The organism is Desulfatiferula olefinivorans, from assembly GCF_054657895.1.
On the sequence record NZ_BAAHXV010000011.1, the window covers coordinates 65,948 to 91,255 of the forward strand.

23 protein-coding genes are annotated in these 25,308 nt (G+C 55.0%); 9 read left to right on the plus strand and 14 right to left on the minus strand.

Translation table 11 applies throughout. The features are described 5' to 3' along the window. The first annotated feature begins 5 nt into the window (after positions 1-5). The 4 genes from ACYQ11_RS10010 (at position 6) to ACYQ11_RS10025 (ending at position 3,449) form a co-directional block, all read left to right on the plus strand. Positions 6-1,361 carry a sigma-54-dependent transcriptional regulator gene (locus ACYQ11_RS10010; RefSeq protein ID WP_459923633.1) on the plus strand — a complete coding sequence of 452 codons (1,356 nt, stop codon included), beginning with the start codon at positions 6-8 and terminating at the stop codon, positions 1,359-1,361. Positions 1,362-1,383: 22 nt separating this feature from the next. After that, positions 1,384-1,956 carry a 16S rRNA (guanine(966)-N(2))-methyltransferase RsmD gene (rsmD, locus tag ACYQ11_RS10015; protein ID WP_459923634.1) on the plus strand — a complete coding sequence of 191 codons (573 nt, stop codon included), beginning with the start codon at positions 1,384-1,386 and terminating at the stop codon, positions 1,954-1,956. A 92-nt stretch (positions 1,957-2,048) separates the two neighbouring features. Next, on the plus strand, positions 2,049-2,549 hold the full coding sequence (gene coaD, locus ACYQ11_RS10020; protein WP_459923635.1) for a pantetheine-phosphate adenylyltransferase: 501 nt from the start codon (positions 2,049-2,051) through the stop codon (positions 2,547-2,549). 9 nt (positions 2,550-2,558) lie between these two features. Beyond that, the gene (locus ACYQ11_RS10025) at positions 2,559-3,449 is read left to right on the plus strand and encodes a selenium metabolism-associated LysR family transcriptional regulator (protein ID WP_459923636.1); all 891 of its coding nucleotides are present in this window, start codon (positions 2,559-2,561) and stop codon (positions 3,447-3,449) included. A 33-nt stretch (positions 3,450-3,482) separates the two neighbouring features. On the opposite strand, the gene ACYQ11_RS10030 is transcribed toward ACYQ11_RS10025, so the two are convergent. From ACYQ11_RS10030 to ACYQ11_RS10040, 3 genes are all read right to left on the minus strand, one after another. Further along, a complete protein-coding gene (locus tag ACYQ11_RS10030) occupies positions 3,483-4,064 on the minus strand; it encodes a YqaA family protein (RefSeq protein WP_459923637.1) in 582 nt (193 codons plus the stop codon). After that, on the minus strand, positions 4,064-4,735 hold the full coding sequence (locus tag ACYQ11_RS10035; RefSeq protein ID WP_459923638.1) for a protein-L-isoaspartate(D-aspartate) O-methyltransferase: 672 nt from the start codon (positions 4,733-4,735) through the stop codon (positions 4,064-4,066). Before ACYQ11_RS10035 ends, ACYQ11_RS10030 begins: the two co-directional genes overlap by 1 nt. A 242-nt stretch (positions 4,736-4,977) precedes the next feature. After that, on the minus strand, positions 4,978-5,565 hold the full coding sequence (locus ACYQ11_RS10040; RefSeq protein WP_459923639.1) for a 5-formyltetrahydrofolate cyclo-ligase: 588 nt from the start codon (positions 5,563-5,565) through the stop codon (positions 4,978-4,980). Between the two features lie 238 nt (positions 5,566-5,803). On the opposite strand from ACYQ11_RS10040, the gene serS reads away from it, so the two are divergent. The 3 genes from serS to ACYQ11_RS10055 are packed head-to-tail and all read left to right on the plus strand — an operon-like array spanning position 5,804 to position 9,378. Then, positions 5,804-7,078, plus strand: coding sequence for a serine--tRNA ligase (serS, locus tag ACYQ11_RS10045; protein ID WP_459923640.1), 1,275 nt, complete (start codon positions 5,804-5,806; stop codon positions 7,076-7,078). Next, the gene (gene thrC, locus ACYQ11_RS10050; protein ID WP_459923641.1) at positions 7,075-8,577 is read left to right on the plus strand and encodes a threonine synthase; all 1,503 of its coding nucleotides are present in this window, start codon (positions 7,075-7,077) and stop codon (positions 8,575-8,577) included. Before serS ends, thrC begins: the two co-directional genes overlap by 4 nt. A 33-nt stretch (positions 8,578-8,610) precedes the next feature. Then, positions 8,611-9,378, plus strand: coding sequence for a tetratricopeptide repeat protein (locus tag ACYQ11_RS10055; protein ID WP_459923642.1), 768 nt, complete (start codon positions 8,611-8,613; stop codon positions 9,376-9,378). Between the two features lie 420 nt (positions 9,379-9,798). On the opposite strand, the gene ACYQ11_RS10060 is transcribed toward ACYQ11_RS10055, so the two are convergent. Genes ACYQ11_RS10060 through ACYQ11_RS10090 form a run of 7 tightly spaced genes read right to left on the minus strand, consistent with a single transcriptional unit; the run spans position 9,799 to position 17,419 of the window. After that, positions 9,799-10,488, minus strand: coding sequence for a PKD domain-containing protein (locus tag ACYQ11_RS10060; RefSeq protein WP_459923643.1), 690 nt, complete (start codon positions 10,486-10,488; stop codon positions 9,799-9,801). 49 nt (positions 10,489-10,537) lie between these two features. Further along, the gene (locus tag ACYQ11_RS10065) at positions 10,538-14,002 is read right to left on the minus strand and encodes a type IV pilus secretin PilQ (protein WP_459923644.1); all 3,465 of its coding nucleotides are present in this window, start codon (positions 14,000-14,002) and stop codon (positions 10,538-10,540) included. Between the two features lies 1 nt (position 14,003). After that, positions 14,004-14,804: a pilus assembly protein PilP gene (locus ACYQ11_RS10070; RefSeq protein WP_459923645.1), complete on the minus strand. Its 801-nt coding sequence runs from the start codon at positions 14,802-14,804 to the stop codon at positions 14,004-14,006. A 34-nt stretch (positions 14,805-14,838) separates the two neighbouring features. Continuing rightward, positions 14,839-15,486, minus strand: coding sequence for a type IV pilus inner membrane component PilO (locus ACYQ11_RS10075; RefSeq protein WP_459923646.1), 648 nt, complete (start codon positions 15,484-15,486; stop codon positions 14,839-14,841). Next, entirely contained in the window at positions 15,483-16,064 is a 582-nt protein-coding gene (locus ACYQ11_RS10080; RefSeq protein WP_459923647.1) for a PilN domain-containing protein, read from the minus strand. The genes ACYQ11_RS10075 and ACYQ11_RS10080 overlap by 4 nt, the downstream gene beginning before the upstream one ends. Further along, positions 16,061-17,128: a type IV pilus biogenesis protein PilM gene (gene pilM / locus ACYQ11_RS10085; RefSeq protein ID WP_459923648.1), complete on the minus strand. Its 1,068-nt coding sequence runs from the start codon at positions 17,126-17,128 to the stop codon at positions 16,061-16,063. Before pilM ends, ACYQ11_RS10080 begins: the two co-directional genes overlap by 4 nt. 9 nt (positions 17,129-17,137) lie before the next feature. Then, positions 17,138-17,419, minus strand: coding sequence for a helix-turn-helix transcriptional regulator (locus tag ACYQ11_RS10090; RefSeq protein ID WP_459923649.1), 282 nt, complete (start codon positions 17,417-17,419; stop codon positions 17,138-17,140). A gap of 520 nt (positions 17,420-17,939) precedes the next feature. Here ACYQ11_RS10090 and ACYQ11_RS10095 point away from each other — a divergent pair. Further along, on the plus strand, positions 17,940-19,325 hold the full coding sequence (locus tag ACYQ11_RS10095; RefSeq protein ID WP_459923650.1) for a sigma-54-dependent transcriptional regulator: 1,386 nt from the start codon (positions 17,940-17,942) through the stop codon (positions 19,323-19,325). Between the two features lie 410 nt (positions 19,326-19,735). Here ACYQ11_RS10095 and ACYQ11_RS10100 read toward each other — a convergent pair whose 3' ends face one another. The 4 genes from ACYQ11_RS10100 to htpG all read right to left on the minus strand — a co-directional run bounded on the left by ACYQ11_RS10100 (position 19,736) and on the right by htpG (position 24,093). Next, the gene (locus ACYQ11_RS10100) at positions 19,736-20,416 is read right to left on the minus strand and encodes a tetratricopeptide repeat protein (protein ID WP_459923651.1); all 681 of its coding nucleotides are present in this window, start codon (positions 20,414-20,416) and stop codon (positions 19,736-19,738) included. Between the two features lie 55 nt (positions 20,417-20,471). Continuing rightward, complete coding sequence (locus ACYQ11_RS10105; RefSeq protein WP_459923652.1) at positions 20,472-21,464, minus strand: adenosine kinase; 993 nt, start codon at positions 21,462-21,464, stop codon at positions 20,472-20,474. A gap of 15 nt (positions 21,465-21,479) precedes the next feature. Then, positions 21,480-21,944 carry an SH3 domain-containing protein gene (locus ACYQ11_RS10110; RefSeq protein WP_459923653.1) on the minus strand — a complete coding sequence of 155 codons (465 nt, stop codon included), beginning with the start codon at positions 21,942-21,944 and terminating at the stop codon, positions 21,480-21,482. A 226-nt stretch (positions 21,945-22,170) separates the two neighbouring features. Continuing rightward, positions 22,171-24,093 carry a molecular chaperone HtpG gene (gene htpG, locus ACYQ11_RS10115; RefSeq protein WP_459923654.1) on the minus strand — a complete coding sequence of 641 codons (1,923 nt, stop codon included), beginning with the start codon at positions 24,091-24,093 and terminating at the stop codon, positions 22,171-22,173. A 324-nt stretch (positions 24,094-24,417) separates the two neighbouring features. On the opposite strand from htpG, the gene ACYQ11_RS10120 reads away from it, so the two are divergent. Further along, the gene (locus tag ACYQ11_RS10120; protein ID WP_459923701.1) at positions 24,418-25,290 is read left to right on the plus strand and encodes a radical SAM protein; all 873 of its coding nucleotides are present in this window, start codon (positions 24,418-24,420) and stop codon (positions 25,288-25,290) included. The last annotated feature ends 18 nt before the right edge of the window (positions 25,291-25,308 follow it).

Here is a 25,308-nt window from a genome sequence, read left to right on the forward strand (position 1 = left end):
ACGCCATGTTCCCAACCCTGTTGATCGTCGACGATGAACCGTCGATTTTGAGTTCGCTCAAGGGGCTTCTGACCGACGAAGGGTTCGAAGTCATCACCGCCGCCAACGGGTACGAATGCCTGAAAACCATCGAAACCGAGTACCCGGACCTGGTACTCCTGGACATCTGGATGCCCGGAATCGACGGCATCGAAACCCTCAAGGAAATCAAAAAAATTCACCCGCGTCTGCCGGTAATCATGATCTCCGGTCACGGCACCATTGAAACCGCCGTCACGGCCACGCGCTTCGGGGCCTTCAATTTCATCGAAAAACCCATCTCCATCGACAAGGTCATCGTGGCCATCAACAACGCGCTGAACTTTCGACGTCTGGAAGAGGAAAACCGCTATCTGCGCACCAAGATGATCTCGAAAAACTCCATCGACGGCATCAGTCTCCCCATTCAGGCCCTCAACCGGCAGATCGCCGTGGCGGCCCCCAGCGATTCCTGCATTCTGATCAATGGCGAAAACGGCACCGGCAAGGAGCTGGTGGCCCGGACCGTTCATCAGTTCAGCAGCCGATCGGACAAAGCCATGATCACCGTCAACTGCGCGGCCATTCCGGACCGTCTGTTTGAAAGCGAGCTGTTCGGCCACGAGAAAGGAGCCTTTCCCCAGGCGGCCACCAAAAACATCGGAAAATTCGAACTGGCCGACGGGGGCACCCTGTTCCTCGATGAAATCGGTGATATGAGCCTCTCGAACCAGGCCAAGATCCTTCAGGTGCTGCAGGAACAGAAATTCAGCAGGCTGGGCGGCAACCGGATCCACGATGTCAACGTGCGGATCATAGCCGCCACCAACAAAAACCTGGAAAAGGAAATCGAGGCCGGACGTTTCCGCGAGGACCTGTATTTCAGGCTGAACGTCATCCCCATCCGGGTTCCGCCATTGCGGGAACGCCTGGACGACCTGCCCCTCCTGGCTAATGCCTTTCTGAAAAAATGGTCCGAAGAAACGGACCAGCCGATCAAGGCCCTGAGCGCCGATGCCCTTTCCATCCTGCGGGAGTATTCCTGGCCCGGCAATGTGCGGGAACTGAAAAACCTCCTGGAACGTCTGGCCGTCACCGTCACCGCCGACCTGATCGGACCCGATAATATTCCGGCGCCCTACAACAGCCACGAGGCTCTTGCGGGCCACGAAGACCTCCAGGCCCTTTTTGACGGCGTCGACAACCTCAAGGAAGCCCGAGCCGAATTTGAGCGGGAATTCATCCGGCTCAAGCTGAAGTCCTTCGACCAGGATGTGGACAGGACCGCCAAGGCACTCGGAATCAGCAAGAGCTACCTGCAAAAGGTCCTCAAGGCGAATTGACGGCAGGACCGGGAGATCGGGTGTGAGAATTATTGCGGGAACCCACAAACGAAAAAACCTGGCCTCGGTGCCGGGCATGGCCACCCGGCCCACGGCGGACCGCTTGCGCGAATCGGTGTTCAACATTCTCGGTGAACGGGTCCGGGGCGCCCGGGTCCTGGATCTTTTCGCCGGCACAGGAGCGCTGGGCCTGGAAGCCCTGAGCCGAGGCGCCCGCTCCTGTGTGTTCATAGACAACCAGAAACCGGCCCTTGCGGTGATCCGGAAAAACATTCAGGCCCTGTCCATGAGCGACCGCTGCCGGGTGCTGGACTGGGACATCGCACGGAATCTGAACGCACTCAGGGCCATGGAGCCCTCGATCGACCTGGTGTTCATGGATCCGCCCTACGGCAAAAACCTGATCGAGGCGACCCTCTTGCATCTTGAGGGCATCCGGTGCCTGGCCCCCGGTGCGCTGCTGGTCTGCGAACACGCCGCCACCGATGCCCTGCCCGATCTTTTTCACGGCCTGGCCCTGAGCGACCAGAGGCGCTACGGAAAAACGACGGTCACCTTTCTTTCCTATGATCCGACCGATTCGTCCGGGCCTTAAAAAACCCCTGTTTCATCGGTCAAAACTGTGATAGGGCTGTGTGATCAGATTGCCGCCCCATCCGGGCTTCACGTTTTTCAGAGGGATGTTTCATGACCAGAATCGCCATTTACCCCGGTTCCTTCGATCCCATCACCAACGGCCATGTGGATGTGGTGGAACGGGGCCTCAAGATCTTCGACAAAGTAATTGTGTCCATCCTGACCAACAAGAACAAGAAACCTCTGTTTTCGGTTGACGAACGGCTTGACATCATTCGGGAAAGCTTAAAAGGTTTCGATCGGGTGGAGGTGGACGCCTTCGAAGGCCTGATCATCGATTATGCCGTGAAAAAAAACGCCGCGGCCATTCTTCGGGGCATGCGGGCCATGTCCGACTTCGAAAACGAGTTCCAGATGGCGATGTTCAACCGCCGCCTCAACCGGGAGATTCAGACGGTGTTTCTGATGACCGGAATGCGGTGGATTTTCACCAGTTCATCGGGCATCAAGGAACTGGCCAGTTTCGGCGGAGACATTCATGACCTGGTGCCGCCCTTTGCCGAACAAAAACTCAAAGAAAAATTCCATGACGTTTATACAACCAACCGATGAAGGCAGACCATGGATCTCTGGCAACTCAATATCCTGACCAAAGTCGTTGAACTGAAAAGTTTCTCCAAGGCAGGGACCGCCATACATCTGTCCCAGCCCACGGTCAGCAGTCACATCAAGGATCTTGAAGAACACTTCGAATGCCGCCTGATTGACCGCATGGGCAAGGAGGCCCTGCCCACCCGGGCCGGCGAACTCCTCTACGGCTACGCCAAGCGTCTGCTGGCCCTGAAAGACGAAGCCGAATCGGCCCTTTCCCAGTTCAAGGGCAAAACCCGCGGCCATCTGGTCATCGGCGGCAGTACCATTCCCGGGGGCTATATTCTGCCCCAGATGATCGCCGGGTTCCTCAAACAGTTTCCCGACGTCACCGTGTCCCTCGAAATCAGCGACACGGAAAAAATCATTGAGGCGATCCTTGACGGGCAGATTGAAATCGGTCTGGTGGGCGCGCCGTCAAACGACAGAAATCTCGTTCAGGAGCCGGTCATCGACGACCATCTCAGCCTGATCATTCCGGCGGATCATCCCTGGAAAAACCGGACGAGCGTCACGCCGGACCTCCTGATGGAGGCTCCGTTTATTGCACGGGAACAGGGATCGGGCACCTTGAAATCACTGGTTCAATGTCTGAACGAATCAGGATTCGATGTGCGAAGTCTTCGGGTGGTGGCCACCATGGGCAACACCGCAGCGGTTCGTCAGGCGATCAAAAGCGGACTTGGCGTATCCATCCTCTCGCCCTGCGCCGTGGAGGACGATCTGGCAAACGGATCACTCAAAGCCTTGTCCATCGACGGGATCAACCTGACCCGCCATTTCTACCTGACACGGCACAAAGCCCGGACCGCCTCACCCTTGTGCATGAGTTTTATGGAATTTCTGAAACACCCTCGGTAGGGGTCGCGTCTGACGGCCTCCGTGAAGGCCCCGTCAGACGGCGTATTTGAACACCACGAATCCGCCGATCAGAAGCACGGTAAACCCGATGGCCAGGCGATTGAAATGCCGGTCAATAAACCCGCGGATCTGGGGCCCGAACTGATAGATCAGTGCCGAGACCAAAAAAAACCGTGCCGACCGGGACAGGGCCGAGGCCAGAAAGAACACCGGGAAATCCACCTTGAACGCCCCCGCCGAAATGGTGATCAGCTTGTAGGGAATGGGCGTGAATCCGGCGGTAAAGACAATCCAGGCATTGTACAATTCATATTTTTCCCGAATCATCTCAAAGCTGCCGTGGAGGGCATACAGGGTGATGATCCGGTTGCCGATGCCTTCCATGAACTGCCAGCCGATAAGATAGCCGAAACAGCCGCCCAGAAGGGACCCCGCCGAACAGATCAGGGCGAAGCGGAACGCGGCGGTGGGAAGCCCGACGGCCAGGGCGATCAGCAGCACGTCCGGCGGAATGGGGAAAAACGAGCTTTCACAGAAGGCCAGAATGAACAGCGCCCAGGCGCCGTGGCGGGTTTCCGCCCAGTGGAGCACCCAGTCATAGGTTTTTCGCAGCATCAGTCCTCCTTCCATCCGTCTTCACCGATCAGCTTGACGAACCGGCAGCGGCCCAGGCTTTCCTTGTAAAACCCGTCCTCGCCCCGGACCACCCGCACCAGATCCTGGGAATGCTGGTCCCCCACGGGGATCACCAGACGTCCGCCCACAACCAGCTGATCAAGAAGCGCCGGAGGAATGTCCGGCGCCCCGGCGGTGACAATGACGGCATCAAAGGGCGCCTCTTCCTTCCATCCGGTGGTGCCGTCGGTGAAGCGCGTCACGATATTGTAGTATTTCAACTGGTCAAACAGCCGCCGTGTCCGGACAAACAGGGTGTGTTTGCGTTCGATGGTGTAGACCCTGGAAACGATGTGGGCGAGAACGGCGGCCTGATACCCCGACCCCGTCCCGATTTCAAGAACCCGATCGTCCGGATGGAGCGACAGGGCCTGGGTCATTTCCGCCACGATGAAGGGCTGTGAAATGGTCTGCTGTTCCCCGATGGGCAGGGGATAATCCATATAGGCCTGGTCCATCATGGCCTCGAGAACAAAACGGTGCCGGGGAACGGTGCGCATGGCGTCTATCACAGCGGGATCGGAAATACCGCGGGCGACGATCTGGGTGTCGACCATCTCGTCCCTCAGGCGTTTGTATCTCTTTTCAGTCAGATTCTTGGTGGATGTCATGCACGGTCCTTGTCCTGTCAGGCGTCATCGGATGCAAGCGAGCCTTATAACACGATACGCCTGATAAATCCTTTTTTTTCCCAAAACACCAGCATTTTTTTCACGTTCTCTCTTTTTTTCATGGATTACCGCGGCCAGTGACAAAAACGCGCACCGCCTGAAACGATGGGAACAAGGTTTGAAAGGATGGGCAGAGGCAGTGCCCCGCCGGATCCGTAAGTCCGGCGGGGGCGCTCAAAAGATCATATTTTGTAGATGGTCCGTTTGTCCGTGACGATGATATCGATGTATTTGCTGCGGGAGTCGGCGGGCACCTGATTGATCACCTGTTCTTCAAAGGCAATGGCCACCTTGCGGGTGGTCATGGGCAGCCGGGCGATGAACTTGTCGTAAAAGTTGTCGACGATGCCGATGCGACCGCCTTTCTCGTCAAAGGCAAGCCCCGGAACGATGGCGATATCGATCTGCTCGGGCGGAACGGCCTTGCATCGGTCCGGATCAGGTTCCGGCATACCGTTTGCGCCGGCTTTCAGATCCTCTTTGAGGTTTTCGATCTTGAACAGGGTGGTCCGGTTGTTTTCCCTGTCGATCAGGGGCAGCACGATTTTCTTGCCTTTTTTCAGACTTCGCTTGATGATGCTCACGGTATCGACTTCACAGTGGCGTCGGAGATAAAGAAGAGCGATTTTGGCCTCCATGAAATTGGCGAAATCAAACAGCCGCTCCTCCACAGCCGCCTGCTTCTTTTGCCGGTCCTCATCCGATAGGGATTCAATCGTTTGAACAATGTCGTTGATCATTTCGCGTTTTTTTTCTTTCACATCTTCCATCTTATAGTCTCCGGAGTGTCGTTTACAGGGTTCCGATCGGCCCAGAAAATTCGAAGCGACAGGGTCGGTTCATTTCAACGTTCAATAATCATTGACTAAAAACAGGCCCCATGGTAAAAAATTCACGTTTTGAAGCGGGGGTTGAGGACGCATAAATTTTTGTTTTCTTTGCCTTTTTTATGATTCCTGCAATCATTTTAAAATCCTGATAATTGATAAAGGCAATATAGGTACTGTTATGCTTGAAATCAAGTACGTTCGAAAAAATTTATCGGTAATCGAGGAGGCCCTGAAAAACCGGGGCGGCAAAATCGATCTGGACACCTTCACCCGCTGTGAATCCCGCCGCCGTGAGATCCTCCTTTCCCTCGAAGACCTTCAGCATCAACGGAACGTGGCCTCGGAGAAGATCGCCGTCATGAAAAAAAACGGCGAAAACGCGGATGCCCACATTGCCGCCATGCGTGACGTCTCCGGCCGGATCAAGGATCTGGAAAAGGACCTCACCGAAACCGACGACATCGTTCAGGGTTTCATGATGACCCTGCCCAACGTGCCCCACCCCTCGGTGCCCGTGGGCCGCGACGAAAACGACAACCCGGTGCTGCGGATGGTCGGAACCCCTCCGGTTTTCGATTTCGACATCAAGGCCCACTGGGACCTGGGCGAGAGCCTGAAGATTCTTGATTTCGAACGGGCCGCCAAAATCACCGGCGCCCGGTTTCCCCTGTATCTGGGCCTGGGCGCCCGCCTGGAGCGGGCCCTGATCAACTTCATGCTGGACATCCACACCGATCGACACGGATACCGGGAGGTGATTCCACCGTTTATCGTCAACCGGACCACCATGACCGGCACCGGCCAATTGCCCAAATTCGAGGAGGACCTGTTCAAACTCGAGGGACTGGACTATTACCTGATCCCCACCGCCGAGGTTCCGGTAACCAACATCTATCAGAAAGAGATCCTCAATGAAGAGGATCTTCCCATGAAATTCGTGGCCTGCACGCCCTGTTTCCGTTCCGAAGCGGGGTCCTACGGCAAGGACACCCGGGGGCTGATCCGCCAGCACCAGTTCAACAAGGTGGAGCTGGTCAGGCTTGCCCACCCGGATCATTCCTATGACGAGCTTGAAACCCTGACCGACAACGCCGAAACCATTTTAAGGGAACTGGGCCTGGCCTACCGGGTGATCACCCTGTGTACCGGCGACATGGGGTTCTCCGCAGCCAAGACCTATGATCTGGAAGTCTGGATGCCCGGCCAGAACTGCTACCGTGAGATTTCATCGTGCAGCAATTTCGAGGATTTCCAGGCCAGACGGGCATCGATCCGTTTCAAGCGCAAAGGACAGAAAGGCACCGAACCGGTTCACACGCTCAACGGATCAGGGCTGGCCGTGGGCCGGACCCTGGCCGCACTACTTGAAAACTATCAGCAGGAAGACGGCTCCGTCGTCATTCCCGAAGCCCTTGTCCCCTATATGGGCGGCATCACGAGGATCACACCATGAAACTTTCGGATTTCCCCAACGATATCAAAGACCGCCTGATCCCCGAAGCCCGGGGTGACATGGTCTATACCTGCCTGGGCTGCGGCGCGACGTTCGGCATCAGCCGCCTGCTCTATGTCTGCCCGGATTGCGGCCACGTCCTGATGCTCAGCGATACAACCCCCGAACGGATCACCGAGGTGCCCGGCGCCCTGTGGCGCAAAATCCTCGACTACCGGAAAATGCTGACCATTCCGGCACTCAAGGGCATATACCGCTACCACGAATTCATTGGCCCGGTGGTGCCCCTGTCGTCCGTGGTGTACCTGGGAGAGGGCCACACCCCGGTGGTCGAAGCCAATGCACGGCTTAAGGAACACGTGGGCATCCGATTCTTTTACAAAAATGACGGCCAGAATCCCAGTGCCTCCTTCAAGGATCGGGGTATGGCAAGCGCCCTCAGCTACATCAATTTCCTGATTCAGGAAGGTCACGTAAGCGATGTTCTTGCCATCTGCGCATCCACCGGTGACACCTCGGCGGCAGCAGCCCTTTACGCCGCCTACCTGCAGCCCCACATCAAATCTGCCGTGATCCTGCCCAGCAAGAAGGTCACTCCCCAGCAGCTGTCCCAGCCTCTGGGCAGCGGAGCCCGGGTCTTCGAAATCCCCGGCGTCTTTGATGACTGCATGAAGGTGGTCGAAACCCTGTCCAGCCGGTATCCGGTCGCGCTTCTGAATTCCAAGAACGCCTGGCGGATTCTCGGCCAGGAATCCTTTTCCTACGAAATCGCCCAGGACTTCGAATATCAAATGGCGGACAAGGTCGTGGTGGTTCCCATCGGCAACGCCGGAAACATCACCGCCGTGATGAGCGGATTCATCAAGTTTTTCGAAGCTGGCATCATCGACGCCCTGCCCCGGATCATCGGGGTCCAGTCCAGCCACGCCAATCCTGTCTACCGCTATTATCTGGAACCGGACAAAGACAAACGAACCTTCGTTCCCGTCAATGTCAAACCCAGCGTGGCCCAGGCCGCCATGATCGGCAATCCGGTGTCCATGCCCCGGGTGATCAACAGGGTGGAACGCTACAACGCCCTGTCGGGTGGAAAAAACGTCTTTGTGGTCGAAGTGTCCGAGCAGGACATCATGGATTTTGAACTGATCGCCAACCGTAACGGTCACATCGCCTGCACCCAGGGCGGCGAGAGCCTGGCCGGACTGGCGGTGGCGGTCTCCCGGGGCCTGGTCGACAAAACGGCCACGGCCATTGTCGATTCCACGGCCCATGCGCTGAAATTTTCCGGGTTCCAGGACATGTATTTTGAAGACCGGTTTCCGGCTGAATACGCCATCACGCCAAAGCCCGAGCTGATCAACCATCCGACCCTGATCTGCCCGTCGGATCTGACCAGGGTGCCCACGGCCGATCAGCCCCTTTCAGGCCGGGATCTTGCGGATTATGTGGACCGGATCTCCCTCGAAATTGCCGGACTTCTGGGTCTTGAAAAAAAATAAAACCGTCCGATGCAACGGTTCAGGAAGGATATCATGAAAAACAACGCGGCATGGTTCATTGTGTTCTGTATACTGGTCCTTGGCGTTTCAGGCTGTGCGTCCAAACAGAATCTCATCAAGCAGAGCCGGGACAGCCGACGGGTGGCCGAGGCCTATATGGTCAAAGGCGATTTTACCGAGGCCCTCCGCTACCTGCTCCAGGCCGAATCGATCTGGCCCGACGACCATCTGCTCCAGGACGATCTGGGCAAGGCCTATGTGGCCCGGGAGCGTTACGACCTTGCCATTAAACACTTCAAGCGCTGCCTGGAGCTTCAACCCGACTATTCTCCCGGGAAAAACAACCTGGGCTCGGCCTATCTTCTGGCTGAACGCTGGGACGAGGCCATCGCCATGTTCGACGACCTGAAAGACGACCTCTTGTACGCCACCCCCCACTACCCCCTGTACAATCTGGGGTGGGCCTACTACAACAAAGGCGACTACCCGAAAGCCGTCGACTTTTTCAATCAGTCCCTGAAAAGCATGCACAATTTTGTTTTGCCCCTCCGGGGCCTTGGCCTGACCTACCTCAAAACCGGTGATCTTGACCGTTCCATCTCCTATTTCAAAAAAGCCGTCGAACAGACCCCCCGGTTTGCCCAACTCCACATGGACCTTGGCGCGACGTATGCCCTGAAAAAGGACTACACATCCGCCATCGAGGCTTATGAAACCGCCGCCTCCCTCCAACCCAACACCCCCCTCGCCGACCAGGCCGGGGAGGAGGTCAAGCGGTTAAAAGCGATGAACCGCAAGTAGCCCTCTGAGATGAGAAAACCCATCGTTTTCAACCTTACGCAAAGCACATTCTTATTGCCTTTCTCACAGGCTGACGACGAGGGTCTCCGAAAGACGAAACGACAAGCTTTCATCGATATAGCGATATCAGGCGGCAAATACCATATGTTATTTTCACCTGCATGTCCTGCTCATGCCCCGCAAATAGCTTTTCCGAATGTTTTTCATTGATGCTAATCGATTCGGTGGAGAGTCGGTCGATTGAATAAGGCTACCCGGCATGTTCATGACCATCATGCATGCCCTATTTCTATATGTTTAGCGGAAAGTTCTGAAACATCTTGGCAGGCTTAGAAGAAAGACAGAGAAGAACAGAAGAAGGCCCATGTGATAAATGATGCTGTACCCCGAGGTGGAGCACAGCATCATGCAAGCTGCTTTTTATGGTGCTTCAACTTCAACATTGGCATAAACGGTATTGGACTGAGCGCCTTCCGTAACCGTGAGGGTCACTCGATACGTCCCGGCTGCAGCATAGGTGTGGTTCGGATTTTCTGCAACTGAATCAGCCACCCCATCCGATTCAAAGTCCCAGCTGTAGGTGAGAAGGGCCGGATTGACCCCGGAATTCGGCACAGACAGATTAAAGAAATACGCCGTCAGTCCCGTTGCCTCATAAGTGAAGTTTGCATCCAGCACCTGATTACGAACATAAATTCGCGCCGATGCAACGATATCATAGGGGAAAGCACCTGCAGCGGCATAGACCGTCACGTCTTCGTTGGCATTGGACGGTATGTACCAGCATTCCGCAACACCGTCTTCAAAGTCAAACGACACGCTGATTCCGGACCCATCCTCGTTGGAGAGAGCGCCTTTGGCATCGGCACTCAACCAGAAAGCCCCGGTGCCGTCTTCATAGGGCGCCCCAGTGTCAGTAAACGGCGAGAATTCAACCAGAACATATCCCGGTCGGTCAGGGTCCGAGAGATCATAGACCTGGGGGAAAACACGGACCATATCATCACCCGGCAGACGTTCGGTGCGGTCATCCCCGCAACCGGCCACCGTCATCAGCGACAGCAGCAGCATGGCGATCATAACATATGTAATTCGACTGTATCGTTTCATTGACACTCTCCTTAAGATAGATCAAAGGTCTTTGTTTTTTCTAACTATACTATCTGACCGTTTCCTCGTAGCTCACAATCCGCGGCGTCAGGAAGACCAGGAGTTCCTGTTTATCTTCGGAGCGGATCCGGGACTTGAACAGCCAGCCCACCACCGGGATGTGCTGAAGCAGGGGAATGCCCGAGTCTGTCACACTCTTGTTGGACTTGATGATCCCGCCGATGACGATGGTATCGCCGTCACCGACCAGAAGTTCGCTTTCGACCTTTTTCGTGGTGATGGTGGGGCCGATGTCGGTGACGTTTCCCACGTCGTTCTTGTCGATGTTGATCTTCATCGACACCTTGTTGTCCGAGGTCACATGGGGCGTCACCTCGAGTTTCAGTTCGATCTTCTTGAAGGTGGTCTCGGTGCCCTCGCTGCTGACGGTCTCAAACGGCACTTCCACACCCTGGGTGATGGTCGCTTGCTTGTTGTCCATGGTCAGGATCTTGGGTGCGCTGACGATCTTGCCCTCGCCCCGGGATTCCATGGCCAGCAGCTTGGCGTTGAGCAGAAACTGGGCTCCGGTCAGGCGGGTGAAGTTGATGCCGATGCTCGATGTGGCGGGCACCGAATTGTTCATGGCCACGGCGTAGCCGTAAGTCCCGCCCAGGGTATCGTTGTACACATCGTAGTTGGGATTGGAATTCAGGGTCCACTCGGTGCCCAGGTTCCGTGAGAAATTGCTGGTGGCTTCGACGATCCGGGCCTCGATGATCACCTGAGGCGTGATCTTGTCCAGGCGCTTGATCAGGTCCCTGGCCTCCTTGATTTTCTCTTCGGTATCGGTCAGGATGATCTGGTTGGTCCGGGTATCGACGCTGACCTTCCCCCGCTCTGGCGTGAGAAACTTCTCGATGTGGGGCACGATCTCTGTTCCCGCGTTGGAATAGTTGATCAGGATGTATTCCGTGATGACCGGTTCCAGGGATTTCTTCTTCTGCTTGGTTTTCTCCTCGGCGGCGATGTACTCCAGCCTTTTTTCCTCTTCCATCTTCAGGGTTTCGAGGGTGGCGATACGGTTGATGCCCCCTTCGGTGATCATGCCCAGCATGTTCATTTTGAGGACCAGGTCAAGAACCTGATCCCAGGGCACGGGTTTGTCTAACGTCATGGTCACCTTGCCGGAAACGTCCTTGTCGATGGCGAAGTTTTCCCCGCTGACCGACCGGATGATGCGGAACACGTTTTTGATGTCCGTTTCGAAGAAGTCCACCGAGATTTTCTCACCGGTGTATTTCTTTTTCTGGGCCCAGCTGACATAGCTGCCGTCACCGGCAAGGGATTCCTCGCTAACCGTGCTTTCATCGTCTATGACATCCGGAACCTGCGCTGCGGTTTCGCCTGCTTCCCGTGTGCTGTCTTCGGTCAGGGCAGGCTGGGGCTGCTCATCCGCCGCAGGGGTTTCGTCAATGACGGTTTCATCGGCCACCGGGACCGTATCAATCGGGGTCTCCTGATCCATGACGGATTCACCATCGGCTGCAGCCATTTCCATTTCCTGAATTTCAGGCGTCTGGCTCAGCACCTCTTTCCAGATGGGGAGTCCGGCCATGTCCTCGGGCTGGGCCGGTACGGACGACGCTTCAAAATTGAGCGTGATGGTTCCGCCGCGCTGATCGACATAGTAGGGCACGGATTCACGAAGTTCAATAATGAACAGGGCACTGGTTTTCATGGCCGGGGTCTGAACGGGAATGATCCGATTGACCGCGCTTTCAAACCGGGTGGTGATAAACGGAAACTTCCGGCTGTTCGGGAGTTTGGCGCCATAAAGTTTGAAATGGATCGTAGACCCGTCTTTCTTTGTGACCTTGTATTCAACCGGTTGGGTCGTCCCGATGATCACCGACGACTTACCGTCCTTTTCTGCTGTAAAATCGATGCGGTTGATCCAGGCGTCCCCCGCCATGGCAAGGGCCTGTTCTTCCTCCATCGGTTCCGCCGCAACCGGCGTCAGGTCACCGGGCTCCTCAAGGACGATATCCTCGGTCGGTTCAACGGATTCGATCGTTTCAGACGATGCAGCCGGTTCGTTCCAGGGTTCCGTTTCTGCGGTGACGAAGGTGTCATCGGTTTCCATGACAGGCTCGTCCTCTGCGGCTACGTCATCGTCCGATTCGGTGACGACCACGGCACCGGCCGTCACGGCTTCGTCATCCACCGGAGTTTCCTCAAACGTGGTCACATCGGAGCCGCTGTCCGCAAACACCTCCTCTGCGGCCTCCGTGGTCACCGCAACACTCTCATTGCTCATCTCATCCACGGTTGCGTCAAGACCGGTGTCCGTTTCCGTCATCGGGCTCTCGTCTGTTCCGGTTTCAACCGTTGGGGTCAGGTCAGAGGATTCAACACCGGTCTCCGGATTGATCGCTGCGGCGGCTCCGATTTTGAGGGTCAGACCCCTTGGGGTCGCTTCGGCCGTATACGAGGACAGGTTGGCGTTGGTTGTATCCACCACCACCCGCGTTTTGTCGGGATAACTGAAATACCGGACCTGCCGAACGCCCAGGGCATTGACGGCCAGGGTCTGTTCGCCCTTGGTGCTGGGCCCTTTGACATTGAAAATATCGCAAACGATTCGCCCTGAAGCCTCTCCGGTTCCGGGAATGGTAAACACCTTGTAATCGTTGATCGCACCGTCGGCTTCGATCAAAACGTCCGCCGAGTCATCGGCCACCATTTTATCGATGGCCGTAATTCGGCTTGCCGTGGCGAATCCCGCTGCAACGGGTTCCAGTTCTTCGGGGGTGTATGCTTCCGGCTCCGCGGGAACGAGGTCTTCATTTTCGTCAACAATCAGAAGGGGCTCCTCGACAGGCTCAAGAACCTCAACCACTGAGGCGTCGCCGGCGGTATCCTGATCGGTCTGATCTGAAACAAATTGATCGCCTTCCGCCTCTGCGTCCTGAAATTCCATACCTGCACCGCTTTCAACGGTAAGGGATTCTTCCTCAACCGGTGCGGCCGCCATCTCCGGCTCTGTGATTGTCTCACCGGCGTCCGCGGCCTCGGGATCGACCAGGGTGACGATCAGATCATTATCCTGCCGGATCACATCGTAATCCACATCTTTGTTCAAGAGGATCTTGATGCGTGAGTCATAACCCGATGAGTGGCTCTGCTGCGATGTTTTGATGGAATTCAGCAGATTTCCCTCGGGAGGATATTCGGAATCGACATTTTCGAGTTTGGTTCCAGGGAAATAAAGAACAATGCCGAGTGGAAAGGCCTGTTTGACGGAGGTGTACCGAAGCGGACTGTTTCCGTCAATGGCCACCTTGATGGTTCCGGCCTCATCGGTTACCGTCAGACCGCTGATCACCCGCTCGCCGTCCGACCCGGCGTCGACCGTTGCTACGGCGCCTTTCTGGGTCGCGGAACAGCCTGCGACGATCAACACCCATGCAAAAGCCGCCAGAAGGAGTGCCTGTGCCCGATTTTTCGATGTTTTTGAAATTGTGTAAAGCATATCACATGTCTCCAAGAGGTTTTTGAAGCTTCATTTCCCTTTTTCGTACGATGATCTTCCCCAACAGATCTTCCACTTCTTCTTCGATCACCACCGTATTCTTCGTTATTTCAACAACCCTGCCGGAGTTGATGCCCAGATAGGTCCCGTTTTTAATCACGTGGCCCTTCCCCGTGGACTCCTGAACCATGGCCACATTGCGTTGCCGGCCCTGGATGATGGCTGTCAGGGTCAGCTGGCTGATATCCAGCTTCTCAAGGGGCGTCAGTTTTCCACGCCGGGCGTCTCGGATCGTCTGGCTCTTCAAGCTCCCCACCGACGTTTTTTCCTGCCTGGCCTGGAACAGGGGTTCGAAGGGATCAACCCGGCCTTCAGGATTATACCCCTGGTCCGGCCCGCCTTTATCGTCTGCATCGAGGGCCAGGGCGGGAACCGTGACCGGCGGCGCCAGGGGAACCTCCGTTTGACCCGCCTGAACCGAAACGTCTCCGGCGGCAGGGGCCTCGGTCACAGGCGTTTCGGTCGAAGCGGCAGTCTCTTCGGCGGGCGCGCCAACGGCCGCCGTATCGGTAACAGCGGCAGCGGGCGCCTCTTCCGGGGCCGGGGCGGTGCCTTCAGGCACCGCGGCATCGCCCCCCTGAACCGGCGCCTCAGCGACCGGTGTCACGACCTTTTCAATTTTGAACGACTGGACTTTGGCGGTTTCCGGACGGGGTTCTTCCTGCTTGTCGCATCCGCACAGGGCGAGGGCGACAAACAGGCCGCAGGAAGCACAACATAGGACGATTGATTTATTCATCATAACGACACTTTTATTGAGTTAGGGTAAATATGAATTATCTCTTCTTCTTCCCTTTTTTTGCGTTCTGGGGCACGTCGGCCTGTTCAACGAATTTATAGGTGACGGCCTGGCACTTGGTCTTGATGCGCGTCTGGGCGCCATCCTTGCCCGGATCGGCATTCATGTCGATGTCCCGGATATTCACGATCCGGTTAAGGCTTGTGACCCTGTCAAAAAACAACACGGTATTGTGAAAGCTCCCAACCATCTCCATATCGACCGGAATCTCGCCGTAAAACCCTTTGTTGTTTTCCTTACCCGGTGTGAAGGACTGAAATTCCATGCCGGTGTCCTGGCCCGATTGCGAAATGCTGGTCAACAGCGATGGGATTTCCTTGTTTTCCGGCAGGGCCTTCATCACCTTCCTGAATTCGGCTTCCTTCATCTTGCGTTCATTCTGAAGCTGTTCCAACTGGGCCGCTTTCTTTTTGGCCACGCCAAGCTTCTTGTCCGCCTGCTCATACGCGGCCTTCAGCTTTTGAATGCTTTCGATTTTCGGAGCAGCCATCAGAAAATAAAAGGCCGCGCCCAAAAGGCCGATGGTGATGATGCAGATGGCCAGCCTCTGAACCTTGTCCAGTTCTTCGATTTTTTTGAAGATGGCGTCGAACGTCTTGGTATTTAGTTCAGTCTTCTTGATCATTTCAGAGCCTTAATCATATCGGTTTTTTGATTATCGGTCTTGGCAACGGTCGCACTGATTTCAAACGTCTTCATCTTGATATTGTTGATCACGGACTGCTTGAGAAATTTCAAAACCACATCCGTGTACAGGGTTGAATTCTGGAGCCTTTTCGTAAAATCCGCCACGGTGATTTCATCGAGGGCCACGCCCTTGATCACCAGGCTCTTGTCTTTCAACTGATAGTTGGTCAGCCACATGCGCTCTTCGATGAACACATCGGTCAGCGATTCAAACAGATGAATCGGTTCCTTCCGGACCTTCTCGAGATCATTGATGATATTGATCTTCTGCTGAAGGATCTCGTTCTCCTTGTTGATCGCGTCAACTTCCTTGGCCTTCTGCGTGTATTTATCAAGCTCTTTATTTATTTCCTGAACCCGGGTTCGTTCCTTGGCTTCGCTGATATTCAAATGAAGGGCAAATGCGCCCATGGCAACGATCAGCAGAATAATCAGCAGAATAAAAACCGACGCCTGGCGTCTGACATTTTCCTTGGTTCTGGCTGCACGAAACGGCAGTAAGTTGATTCGTATCATTTGTCATCCACTTTCCTTATTGCTAATCCCATGCATATTGCGCTCTGTGGAGCCATCTGATCCATGTAGTCCTTGTCAAACCGGTCGTTGTTCACATACACCTTTTTGAACGGGTCAATCACTTCAACCTCCGTCGAGGTTCGGAGGGCCAGCAGTTTCCTGAAGTCACCGATGTTGCCGCCTCCCCCGCTCAGCAGAATGCGTCCGATACGGCCGTCGGGATAGGTTGAATAAAAAAAGTCAAGGGCGCGGCTGATTTCGGTGCACCAGTCGCCGGTAACCGTGGCGATGATTTCATTCAGATCCTCGGTTGATATTTTCCCATGCTCATCGTCCAGCTTGATTTCTTCGGCCTCTTCAAGCGAGCAGTCGATCAGGGAGGCGATTTTGCGGTTGATCTGGTTGCAGCCCAAGGACACGTCGCGCATGAAGAGAGACGTGTTGCCTTTCAGGATGTTCAGGGTCGTTTTTCCAGCCCCGACATCGATAAGCGCCACATAGTCATCCCCGGGGTCTTCCGGGTCGAGATAGCAGGCTTCATAGATGTTCTGAAGCGCAAAGGCATCCACATCCACGATACAGGGCGAAAGGTTCGCCATTTCGAGAACGTTCACGTAATCGGCGATCATTTCCTTTTTCGCCGCCACAAGAAGCACGCTCATCTGGTTGGGATTGTGTTCGCTGTCCCCGAGAATCTGAAAATCCAGATTGACGTCACTGATGTCAAAGGGAATGTACTGTTCCGCCTCGAAGTGAATGGTGGACTGAAGCGCGTCCTCGGTCATGGTCTGGACATTGATTTTTTTCACCACCACCGAATATCCGCCGATGGAAATCGCCACGTTGGTTTGTTTGATATTAAAGGTCCGGAAAAGCTGACGAATGGCATCGGCGACCTCTTCGGGGTCTTTGATGATCCCCTCCTCGATGGCACCATGGGGCATGTCCACGATTCCGAACTTCTTCAGTATCGGCCCGCTTTTCGAGTCCAAAATTTCAGCGACTTTTATTGCGCTTGAGCCGATATCAAGACCAACCAGATTTTTTTTGTTTCCAAATCCCATAATTTGCCCTTATTCGCCAAAAATCTTGTCTTTATCTGAGAGTTTATAGTTTAAGGCCAATATGATTTTTCTTTTGGTCTCCATCCGACACGGCAGGCCTTTTTCAATACGATCGATGGTGATCGGTGAAACATTTGCTTTCCTGGCAAGCTCCGCTTTACTCATCAGCATGGATTCACGAATTTTTTTCAACGAATTTTTTGCCATCAGCCAATATCCTGTGCAGCCTGCCTCACATTTTTCCCGATAATCACGCAACGCTGAATATAATAAGGTGATCGATGTTGTCATGGTTTGAGCACTTGTTAATGATAATTATATGTTATTATTCTTAAGTCAAGCGAATTATATAGAAATTTTATGCAGTTACTCCATCTTGTTTCCCCTGGCCACAGCGACTACCATATCTTGTAGAAACATTCGCTTAACAATCAAGAAAGTCCCGTTATAATGGTAAGTTAGTGACACTTTTTTAAAGGATTGCAATAGACGTTTGACGTTCGACGGACCTGCATTCCGTCTTTGCCTTGACAACGGCCGACAGTTTTTTTATTAGGACTCAGGTTCAGGAACAGCGAGACAGAAAAGCGATCGGGATGTCTTCGTCAGGAGCAGGGTCATCACGGCAGATGCATTCAGTATGTTTGGTGCACCATGTTACCAGAAATTGCACTCAAACTAAACGATAAAATGCCGCCTGACGTATTTGCCGGCCGCCGACGACCGTTCCTTTCCCTATGACCCGGGGTCGTACGCCGCACCGTAACCCTTTCCTGCATTGCCGCGTCACCTGTGACGGGCGGGAGGTTTCTTGGATACCATACTGATCGTCGATGACGAAAGCAACTACCTGACCATTCTCCGGGCCATTCTGGAAGAAGAAGGCTTCACCGTTCTGACGGCCGCCCACGGCAAAGCCGCCCTGTCCATTCTCGAAGACTCGGACGTCGACCTGCTGATCACAGACATGAAAATGCCGGCCATGAGCGGCCTGGACCTTCTTGACCATGTGCGCACCGGCTGGCCGGATATCCCGGTCATCCTGATGACGGCCCACGGGTCCGTCGAGAAAGCCGTGGAAGCCATGCAGAAAGGGGCCTTCACCTATATCCAGAAACCCTTTGAAAGCAACCGGCTTCTTATCTTCGTCAACAAGGCCCTTGGCCACGCACGGGTCGTCCAGGAGAACAAACGGCTCCGGCATGTCATTCGATCCCAGTTCCGGTTCGGCAATATTATCGGAAAAAGCAGGCCCATGCAGGACCTTTTGTCGCTGGTCGCCAAGGTCGCCCCCACCTCGGCCAATGTGCTGATCGAAGGAGAAAGCGGCACAGGCAAGGAGCTGATCGCCAGCTCCATTCACTTCAACAGCCACAGGCGCGAAAACCCCTTTATCGCCGTCAACTGCTCCGCCCTGTCCGAATCCCTTCTGGAAAGCGAACTCTTCGGCCACGAAAAGGGGGCGTTCACAGGCGCCGCATCCATGAAAAAGGGGCGCTTCGAGCTGGCCGACAACGGCACACTTTTTCTTGATGAAATCGGCGAACTGAGCCTGAATCTCCAGGTCAAACTCCTGCGGGTGATTCAGGAAAAATGTTTCGAGCGCGTCGGCGGGACCTCTCCGGTCAGGGTCAACTTCCGTCTGATCGCCGCCACCAACAAAAACCTGAGAGAAGAGGTCGGACAGGGTCGGTTCAGGGAAGACCTGTATTACCGGCTCAACGTCGTTTACATCCATGTCCCGCCGTTGCGAGAGAGGCCGGAAGACATCCATCTTCTGGCCCATCACTTTGTCCACAAGTATGCCGAAGATCTTTCGCCGGAGCGTTCCATCCGGGCCATCGCCCCGGAATGTGAACGGATCTTGCTGGATTCGTCCTGGCCCGGCAACGTCCGCCAGCTTGAAAACACCATCGAGCGGGCCATGATTCTGTGCACCGGCGACACCATCACCCCCGACGATCTTCCGAGAGATATTTCCGAATCCGCCCGGCCCGCGATGTATCACGACCTGACCCTTGGTTCTGCCGGTCTGTACGAGACCCTGGCGGCCATGGAGAAACAGATGATCATTGAGGCGCTGAAAAAAACCAACGGGGTCCAGTCCCACGCCGCAGACCTTTTAAAGATTGGAAAAAGCGGTCTGAACCAGAAAATCAAAAAACACGGAATCCGGCTCCACACCCGCTTTCCCTGAAAGCAACGAAAATCACCCGCCCCAATGAGGTCCATAATCATAAACCATCGGTTTATGATTATGAATGCATAGTAACCACCTGCTATCAATCATAATTAAAAGATGAAAGCATCCGGACACGCCCCGCCGGGTTCAAGATAATAAACACCCTTCCATCCCTTGCCGCCCGTGCAACCATGCCGCCCCGACCTGAGCCCATGGCACCCCGGATATAATCGCCTGTTATTTCAATATGAATGAGAAACAATAAAAAAATAGGGTCGGCAACGCCGACGTTGGCAGGAAAGGTGCAAAAGCAGATTGTGCGCACCTAAGCAGTATCAAAAAATCCTTCTCTCCAGAGCCAGGCGCCCCCCTTCCCCCTCAGCCTGGCTCTACCCCTCCTCTCTCAACGTTCTAAGCCGTCAAGCTTAAATCCGTTCCCGCGCCACGTCCACATACATGGAGTCGGCGAAGTCGGTCACCAGGCGCTCAAAGGCGTCCCGGCTTTTTTGCCCGTCGCCTTTTTCAGCGTAGAGCAGGCCGAGGTGAAAAAGAGCCTCATCTTTTTTGATAGCATCGGCCCCGTCCAGAATGTCCTCGTACCGGGCAATGGCACGATCGTGTTCCTTCATGGCCTGATAGCACTGGGCCAGAGCACACAGGGTGATGTTTTTCAGGGCAGGGTCATGGTCCACATCGGAGAGCAGGGCCTCATACAATTGGGCCGACGCGGCATAATCCTTTTCGTCGTAATACATCGCGGCATAACGTGCCCGGGCCGGCATGGCGGCGGCCGTTCCGGAAAAATCCTTGAGAAAGGCATCGGCACGGCGGCCTATCTCTTCCAGAGAGGGTTTGCCGTCGCTGCCTTCGCGGGCGGTTTCATACCAGGTCATATCCTCGGCGTAGCGGGCAAAGGCCCGTGATTCCCGATTCTGGGAATAATACTGAAACCCGGCAATCATGATGACCAGAACCACGGCTCCGGCGACCACACCGATGATGGTGCTCCTGTTCTGCCGGGCGTATTCAAGCGCCTTGTTGGACATGGTGATGAATTCATCCGGTTCGTTCAATTCCTTTTTCCGCGCCAATGATACGTTTGCCATGCTCCCTCCGTTTCAGTCCTTGTCACCGACACACTGTCTCACGTCCGATTATTCCTCAATCCACCAGCGCTCTGATCCGTCGCCATCCGTCATCGGGAATGGCCGCTCCGGTCACCTGGCACACTTCATACCCGCAGGCCGAGGCCAGCCGACCGCTTTTCGCGATGGAGTAACCCCGGCTCAAACCAAATAAAAAACCCGCCGCCCAGAGGTCGCCGGCGCCGGTGGTATCCACGGCGGCACGTCCCCTGACCGGTTCAATGTCGATCATCTCTCCCCCATGGGCCACCACACTACCCCGCTCACCCACCTTGACGACCGCGATACGGGCATGATCCGCCAAAACGGCCAGGGCCTTGCGCTCATCCGAAAAACCGGTGAACGCCCGGGCTTCGTCTTCGTTGGCAATCAGGATATCCACCGCGTCCAGCACATGGTCTATCAGAAAATCCCTGGATTCCTCGACCACCGTAAAACTGGCCAGATCGAGCACGATCCGGGCCCCTGCCCGGCGCGCCGCAGACAGCGCCGCCATCATCAAATCCCGGTTAAACAGGAGATAGCCTTCCATCATGGCAAACGAGGCCCCGTCGAAGCAGTCCGGCGAAATCTGATCGGGAACCATCTCGGCCGATGCCCCCAGATGGGTGAACATGGATCGCTGGGCATCCGGGGTGATCAGGGACACCACACGACCCGTGGGGGTGTTCGTTTTGAACAGATGAGGCGTCACACCGCTTCTCACCAGGCCGGACTCAAAAAGGGTACCGAAATCATCATGGCCGCACTGCCCGACAAAACGGGCCTTGCCCCCGAGTTTCCCGACGCCGATGATGGTGTTACAGGCCGAGCCGCCGGGGACAACCTCCGGCGGGGCCGCAAGTTTCTGAATCACGTCATCGATAAAGGGGCTGTCGACCAGTGTCATGCCGCCTTTGATATCGCTGATCTGCCCGAGGAAATCATCGCTCACCCCGGCCAGTACATCGATCAAGGCCGACCCGATGCCCACAATGGGCCCGCCGCCCGTATCTGTCGTTCCGTCCATCTACCGTTTTCCTTATCACCAGATCAGATCCGCGTGGATCCAACCGGTATCACCATCCGCATGGCGGATATTGATCCATGAACCTTTTCGTTTGATTACCTTGAACGGCACCCCGTTGTTGACCACAAACACAATGGCGTGGCTTGTCCCCGGGCCCGAACGGACATTGCATCCGTCTTTTTTCGTGATCACCGAGTCATAGGACGAGACGTTGGATGAATGGATCCATCCCACATCCTCTTCGTAATCACGGATGTAATACCAGTCCGCCTTCCGGTCGATCACCAGAAGCGGATAATTCCGGTCGAGGTTTTCCCAGGCGATGTCGTAATCGGTTCCGGGACCGGTCCTGACATTAGCCGCATTCACCGATACGCTCAGGCGCTCGGCAAAAGCCGCTCCCGTCATCATCAGAGCCAGAATCAGGGCAAGCCCCAACCCTCGGCCGCACACACCGTCAACACCGTTTTTCTTTTTCATCTTCACTACGATTTGCATCTTTTTTGAATGCACGCGGACCGCACTGCGCCCCACAGGCTTTCAAATGGAAATAGCCGCCCTCCGAAAGAAGGCGGCATGATTAAGCTAAAGCACGACGGTATTACAAGAAAACAAAGATGTCAATCATCCCATGCCGGGGGGCCGAAGATTAAGCGATCGGGCAGACGGGAAAAAATGATCCCGTCGCCCGACCCGCCGTCGACGCCTAGATGGCCTCACTCATCAGATCACCCACACGCTTGGAGAAACCGGCCGGATCCTCGATTTTTCCGCCCTCGCTGATGATGGCCATGTCGAGGAACAGCAGACAGAAGTCCGTCAGCCTGCTGTTTTTGGTGTCGGTTTCGAACAAGGTTTTCATTTTGGCCAGAACCGGATGATGGATGTTGAGTTCAAGGACCCGTTTCTGCCTGGGCATCTCCTGTCCGGTGGCTTTCATGATCTTTTCCATGTAGGCGCTCATGCCGTAATCGTCACCGGACAGACAGGATACGGAATTTTTCAGGCGGGTCGATGCCTTGACCTCCTTGATCTGATCCTCGAGCTTGCCTTTGATGAAATCGAAAAGCTTGGCGTAGGCTTCCTTGTCCTTGTCATCGACCTTGTCGATGTCCAGATCCCCCTTCTCCGCGCTTTTCAGCTTTTTACCTTCATATTCGGTCAGGTTCTGGACCACCCATTCGTCCACGGGGTCGGTCATCAGGAGAACCTCGTAGTCTTTCTCCTTGAGCGCTTCCAGATGGGGGCTGTTCATCAGGGCGGTCAGGTTCTCGCCGGTGATGAAATAGATGTATTCCTGCCCGTCCTTCATCCGTTCGATGTACTCCTTGAGAGAGACCAGTTTGCCGTCGGATTTGGTGGTCTTGTACCGCACCAGGTGCGCCAGCTTGTCCTTGTTTTCAAAATCCATGGGGATGCCGGACTTGATTGCCTGACCGAATTCCTCAAAAAACCCGTCGTATTTTTCCTTGTCCATGGTTGAAAACAGGTCGAACACCTTTTTGACCAGGTTTTTCCGGATATTGGTGACCAGCCGGTTCTGCTGGAGAATTTCACGGCTGACGTTGAGATTGAGATCCGGCGCGTCGACCACCCCGTGGATGAAGCCTAAGTATTCGGGCATCAGATCCTTGCAGTCGTCCATGATGAACACGCGCTTGCAGTAAAGGTGCATGCCGTTTTTGCGGTCTTTGTAAAACAGATCGAAGGGGGCTTTGGAAGGGATGTAAAGCAGGGCGGTGTACTCGGTGGTGCCCTCGAATTTCATGTGCAGACGGTCGAGGGGCGGGTTCCAGTCATGGCTGAGATGCTTGTAGAACTCCTCGTGTTCCTCGTCGGTCACCTCGTCCTTGTCCCGGGCCCAGATGGCCTTCATGGAATTCAGGGTTTCGTCCGCCCGGACCGTCCGGGTGGTCTCTCCGACGGGCTTGCCGTCCTTGTCCTTGATGATCTGATCCTCGGGCAGACGTTCGGTTTTCTCCACATTCATCCGGATCGGGTAATTCACGAAATCCGAATGTTTCTTGATGATGCGCCGGATGGTCCACTCATCGGTGAAATCATCGTCCTCCTCATCGGTTTTTTTGAGAAAAAGGGTGATGGTCGTGCCCCGTTTGTCCTTGTCCGTTTCTTCGATGGTGTAGGAGCCGTCGCCCGTGGATTCCCAGCGGACCGCTTTGGCGTCGCCCGGTGCCTTGGTGACAATTGTCACCTTGTCCGCGACGATAAAGGAGCTGTAAAAGCCCACGCCGAACTGTCCGATCAATTCCGGGGACAGTCCTTCTTTTTTCCGTGCCTCTTCGAGGGCGGCCACAAAGGCGGCGGTTCCGCTGCGGGCAATGGTTCCGATGTTCTCGTTGACCTCGTCGTAGGTCATACCGATGCCGTTGTCGGAAATTTCAAGGGTGCGGGCCTCTTTGTCCGCGGCAATCCGGATGTAAAGATCCGCATCGGTCCCAAAAACGTCCGGATCGGTCTGGGCCTTGAAACGCAGTTTGTCCAGGGCGTCGGATGCGTTTGAAATCAATTCACGCAGAAAAATCTCAGGATGGGAATACAACGAGTTCACGATGAGATTCATCAGTTGCTGGACTTCGGTCTTAAACTGCCGTGTTTCTTTCTTTTCCATACTTGCTCCTGTCTTTTCCATATGTCTGAAGGTTCATCCCCGTCTCACCAGGGTCTTATTGGTTTCCTGTCGTAAAAATCCAGGGAATTCGGCACGGTAGGGCGCCCGGAAATATACGATAATTTTGTACATGATTTCCGATTGTCAAGCCCGGGACCGATAAAAAGGCCGGACGGGTCGGCGGAGGGGAATGATAAAGGCCTTGCGTCCATGGCGGGACATGATGTAATAAGGTACGGATATTTTTTGTTAATCAAATGAATGGCTTCAACGGGCCCGGCCCGTGAGGCCGGGTTCGGGAGAGTGTTTATGAAAGACAACGGCATGCATTACGAGGGCATGATTTTCAGGCCCCCGTCCGAGGCGTACAGCATCCTGCTCCAGGTGACCGTCGGCTGTTCGCACAACAAATGCACCTTCTGTGAAATGTACAAGGAAAAACGGATCTTCAAAATCAAATCCGATGAGGAGATCATGGCCGATATTGCCTATGCGGCCAGACATTACCGCCACACCGACCGCCTGTTTCTCTGTGACGGGGACGCCCTGATCGTACCCCAGAAACGCCTGGTCCGCATTCTGTCGGAAATCCGTCGGCAGATGCCCTGGATCAAACGGGTGGGATCCTACGCCAACACCAAAAGCATCGCAAAAAAAACGGTGGATGAACTCCGGGAGCTGAAAAAACTGGGCCTTGCCATCGCCTACATGGGCCTTGAAACCGGTGATGATGTGACCCTTACGGCCATCAACAAGGGAGCCGATTCCGCCCGGATGATCGAGATGGGTAAAAAAATCAGGGCCGCAGGCATCACACTGTCGGTGACGGTCCTTCTGGGTATCGCCGGCCGGGAACGCTCGATGATCCACGCCCGGGAAACAGGACGGGTTCTGTCGGCCATCGATCCGGAATACGTCGGCGCCCTGAGCCTGATGCTCACCCCCGGCACCCCCCTTTACAAGGATCATCTGGCCGGAAAGTTTCCGGTGCTCGAGGCCCGGGAACTGCTTCAGGAACTGGGTGTGATGATCGCCGCAACCGATATGACAGGCGGCCTGTTCCACTCCAACCACGCGTCCAACTATCTGCCGATCCGGGCCAAGCTCCCCCAGGAAAAGGACAAAACCCTGGCCCTGATCGAAAAGGCCCTGGCCGGCAAGGTGTCCCTGAAACCCGAGCACCTGAGGGCTCTGTAAGCCAAGGCCGAAGCGCCT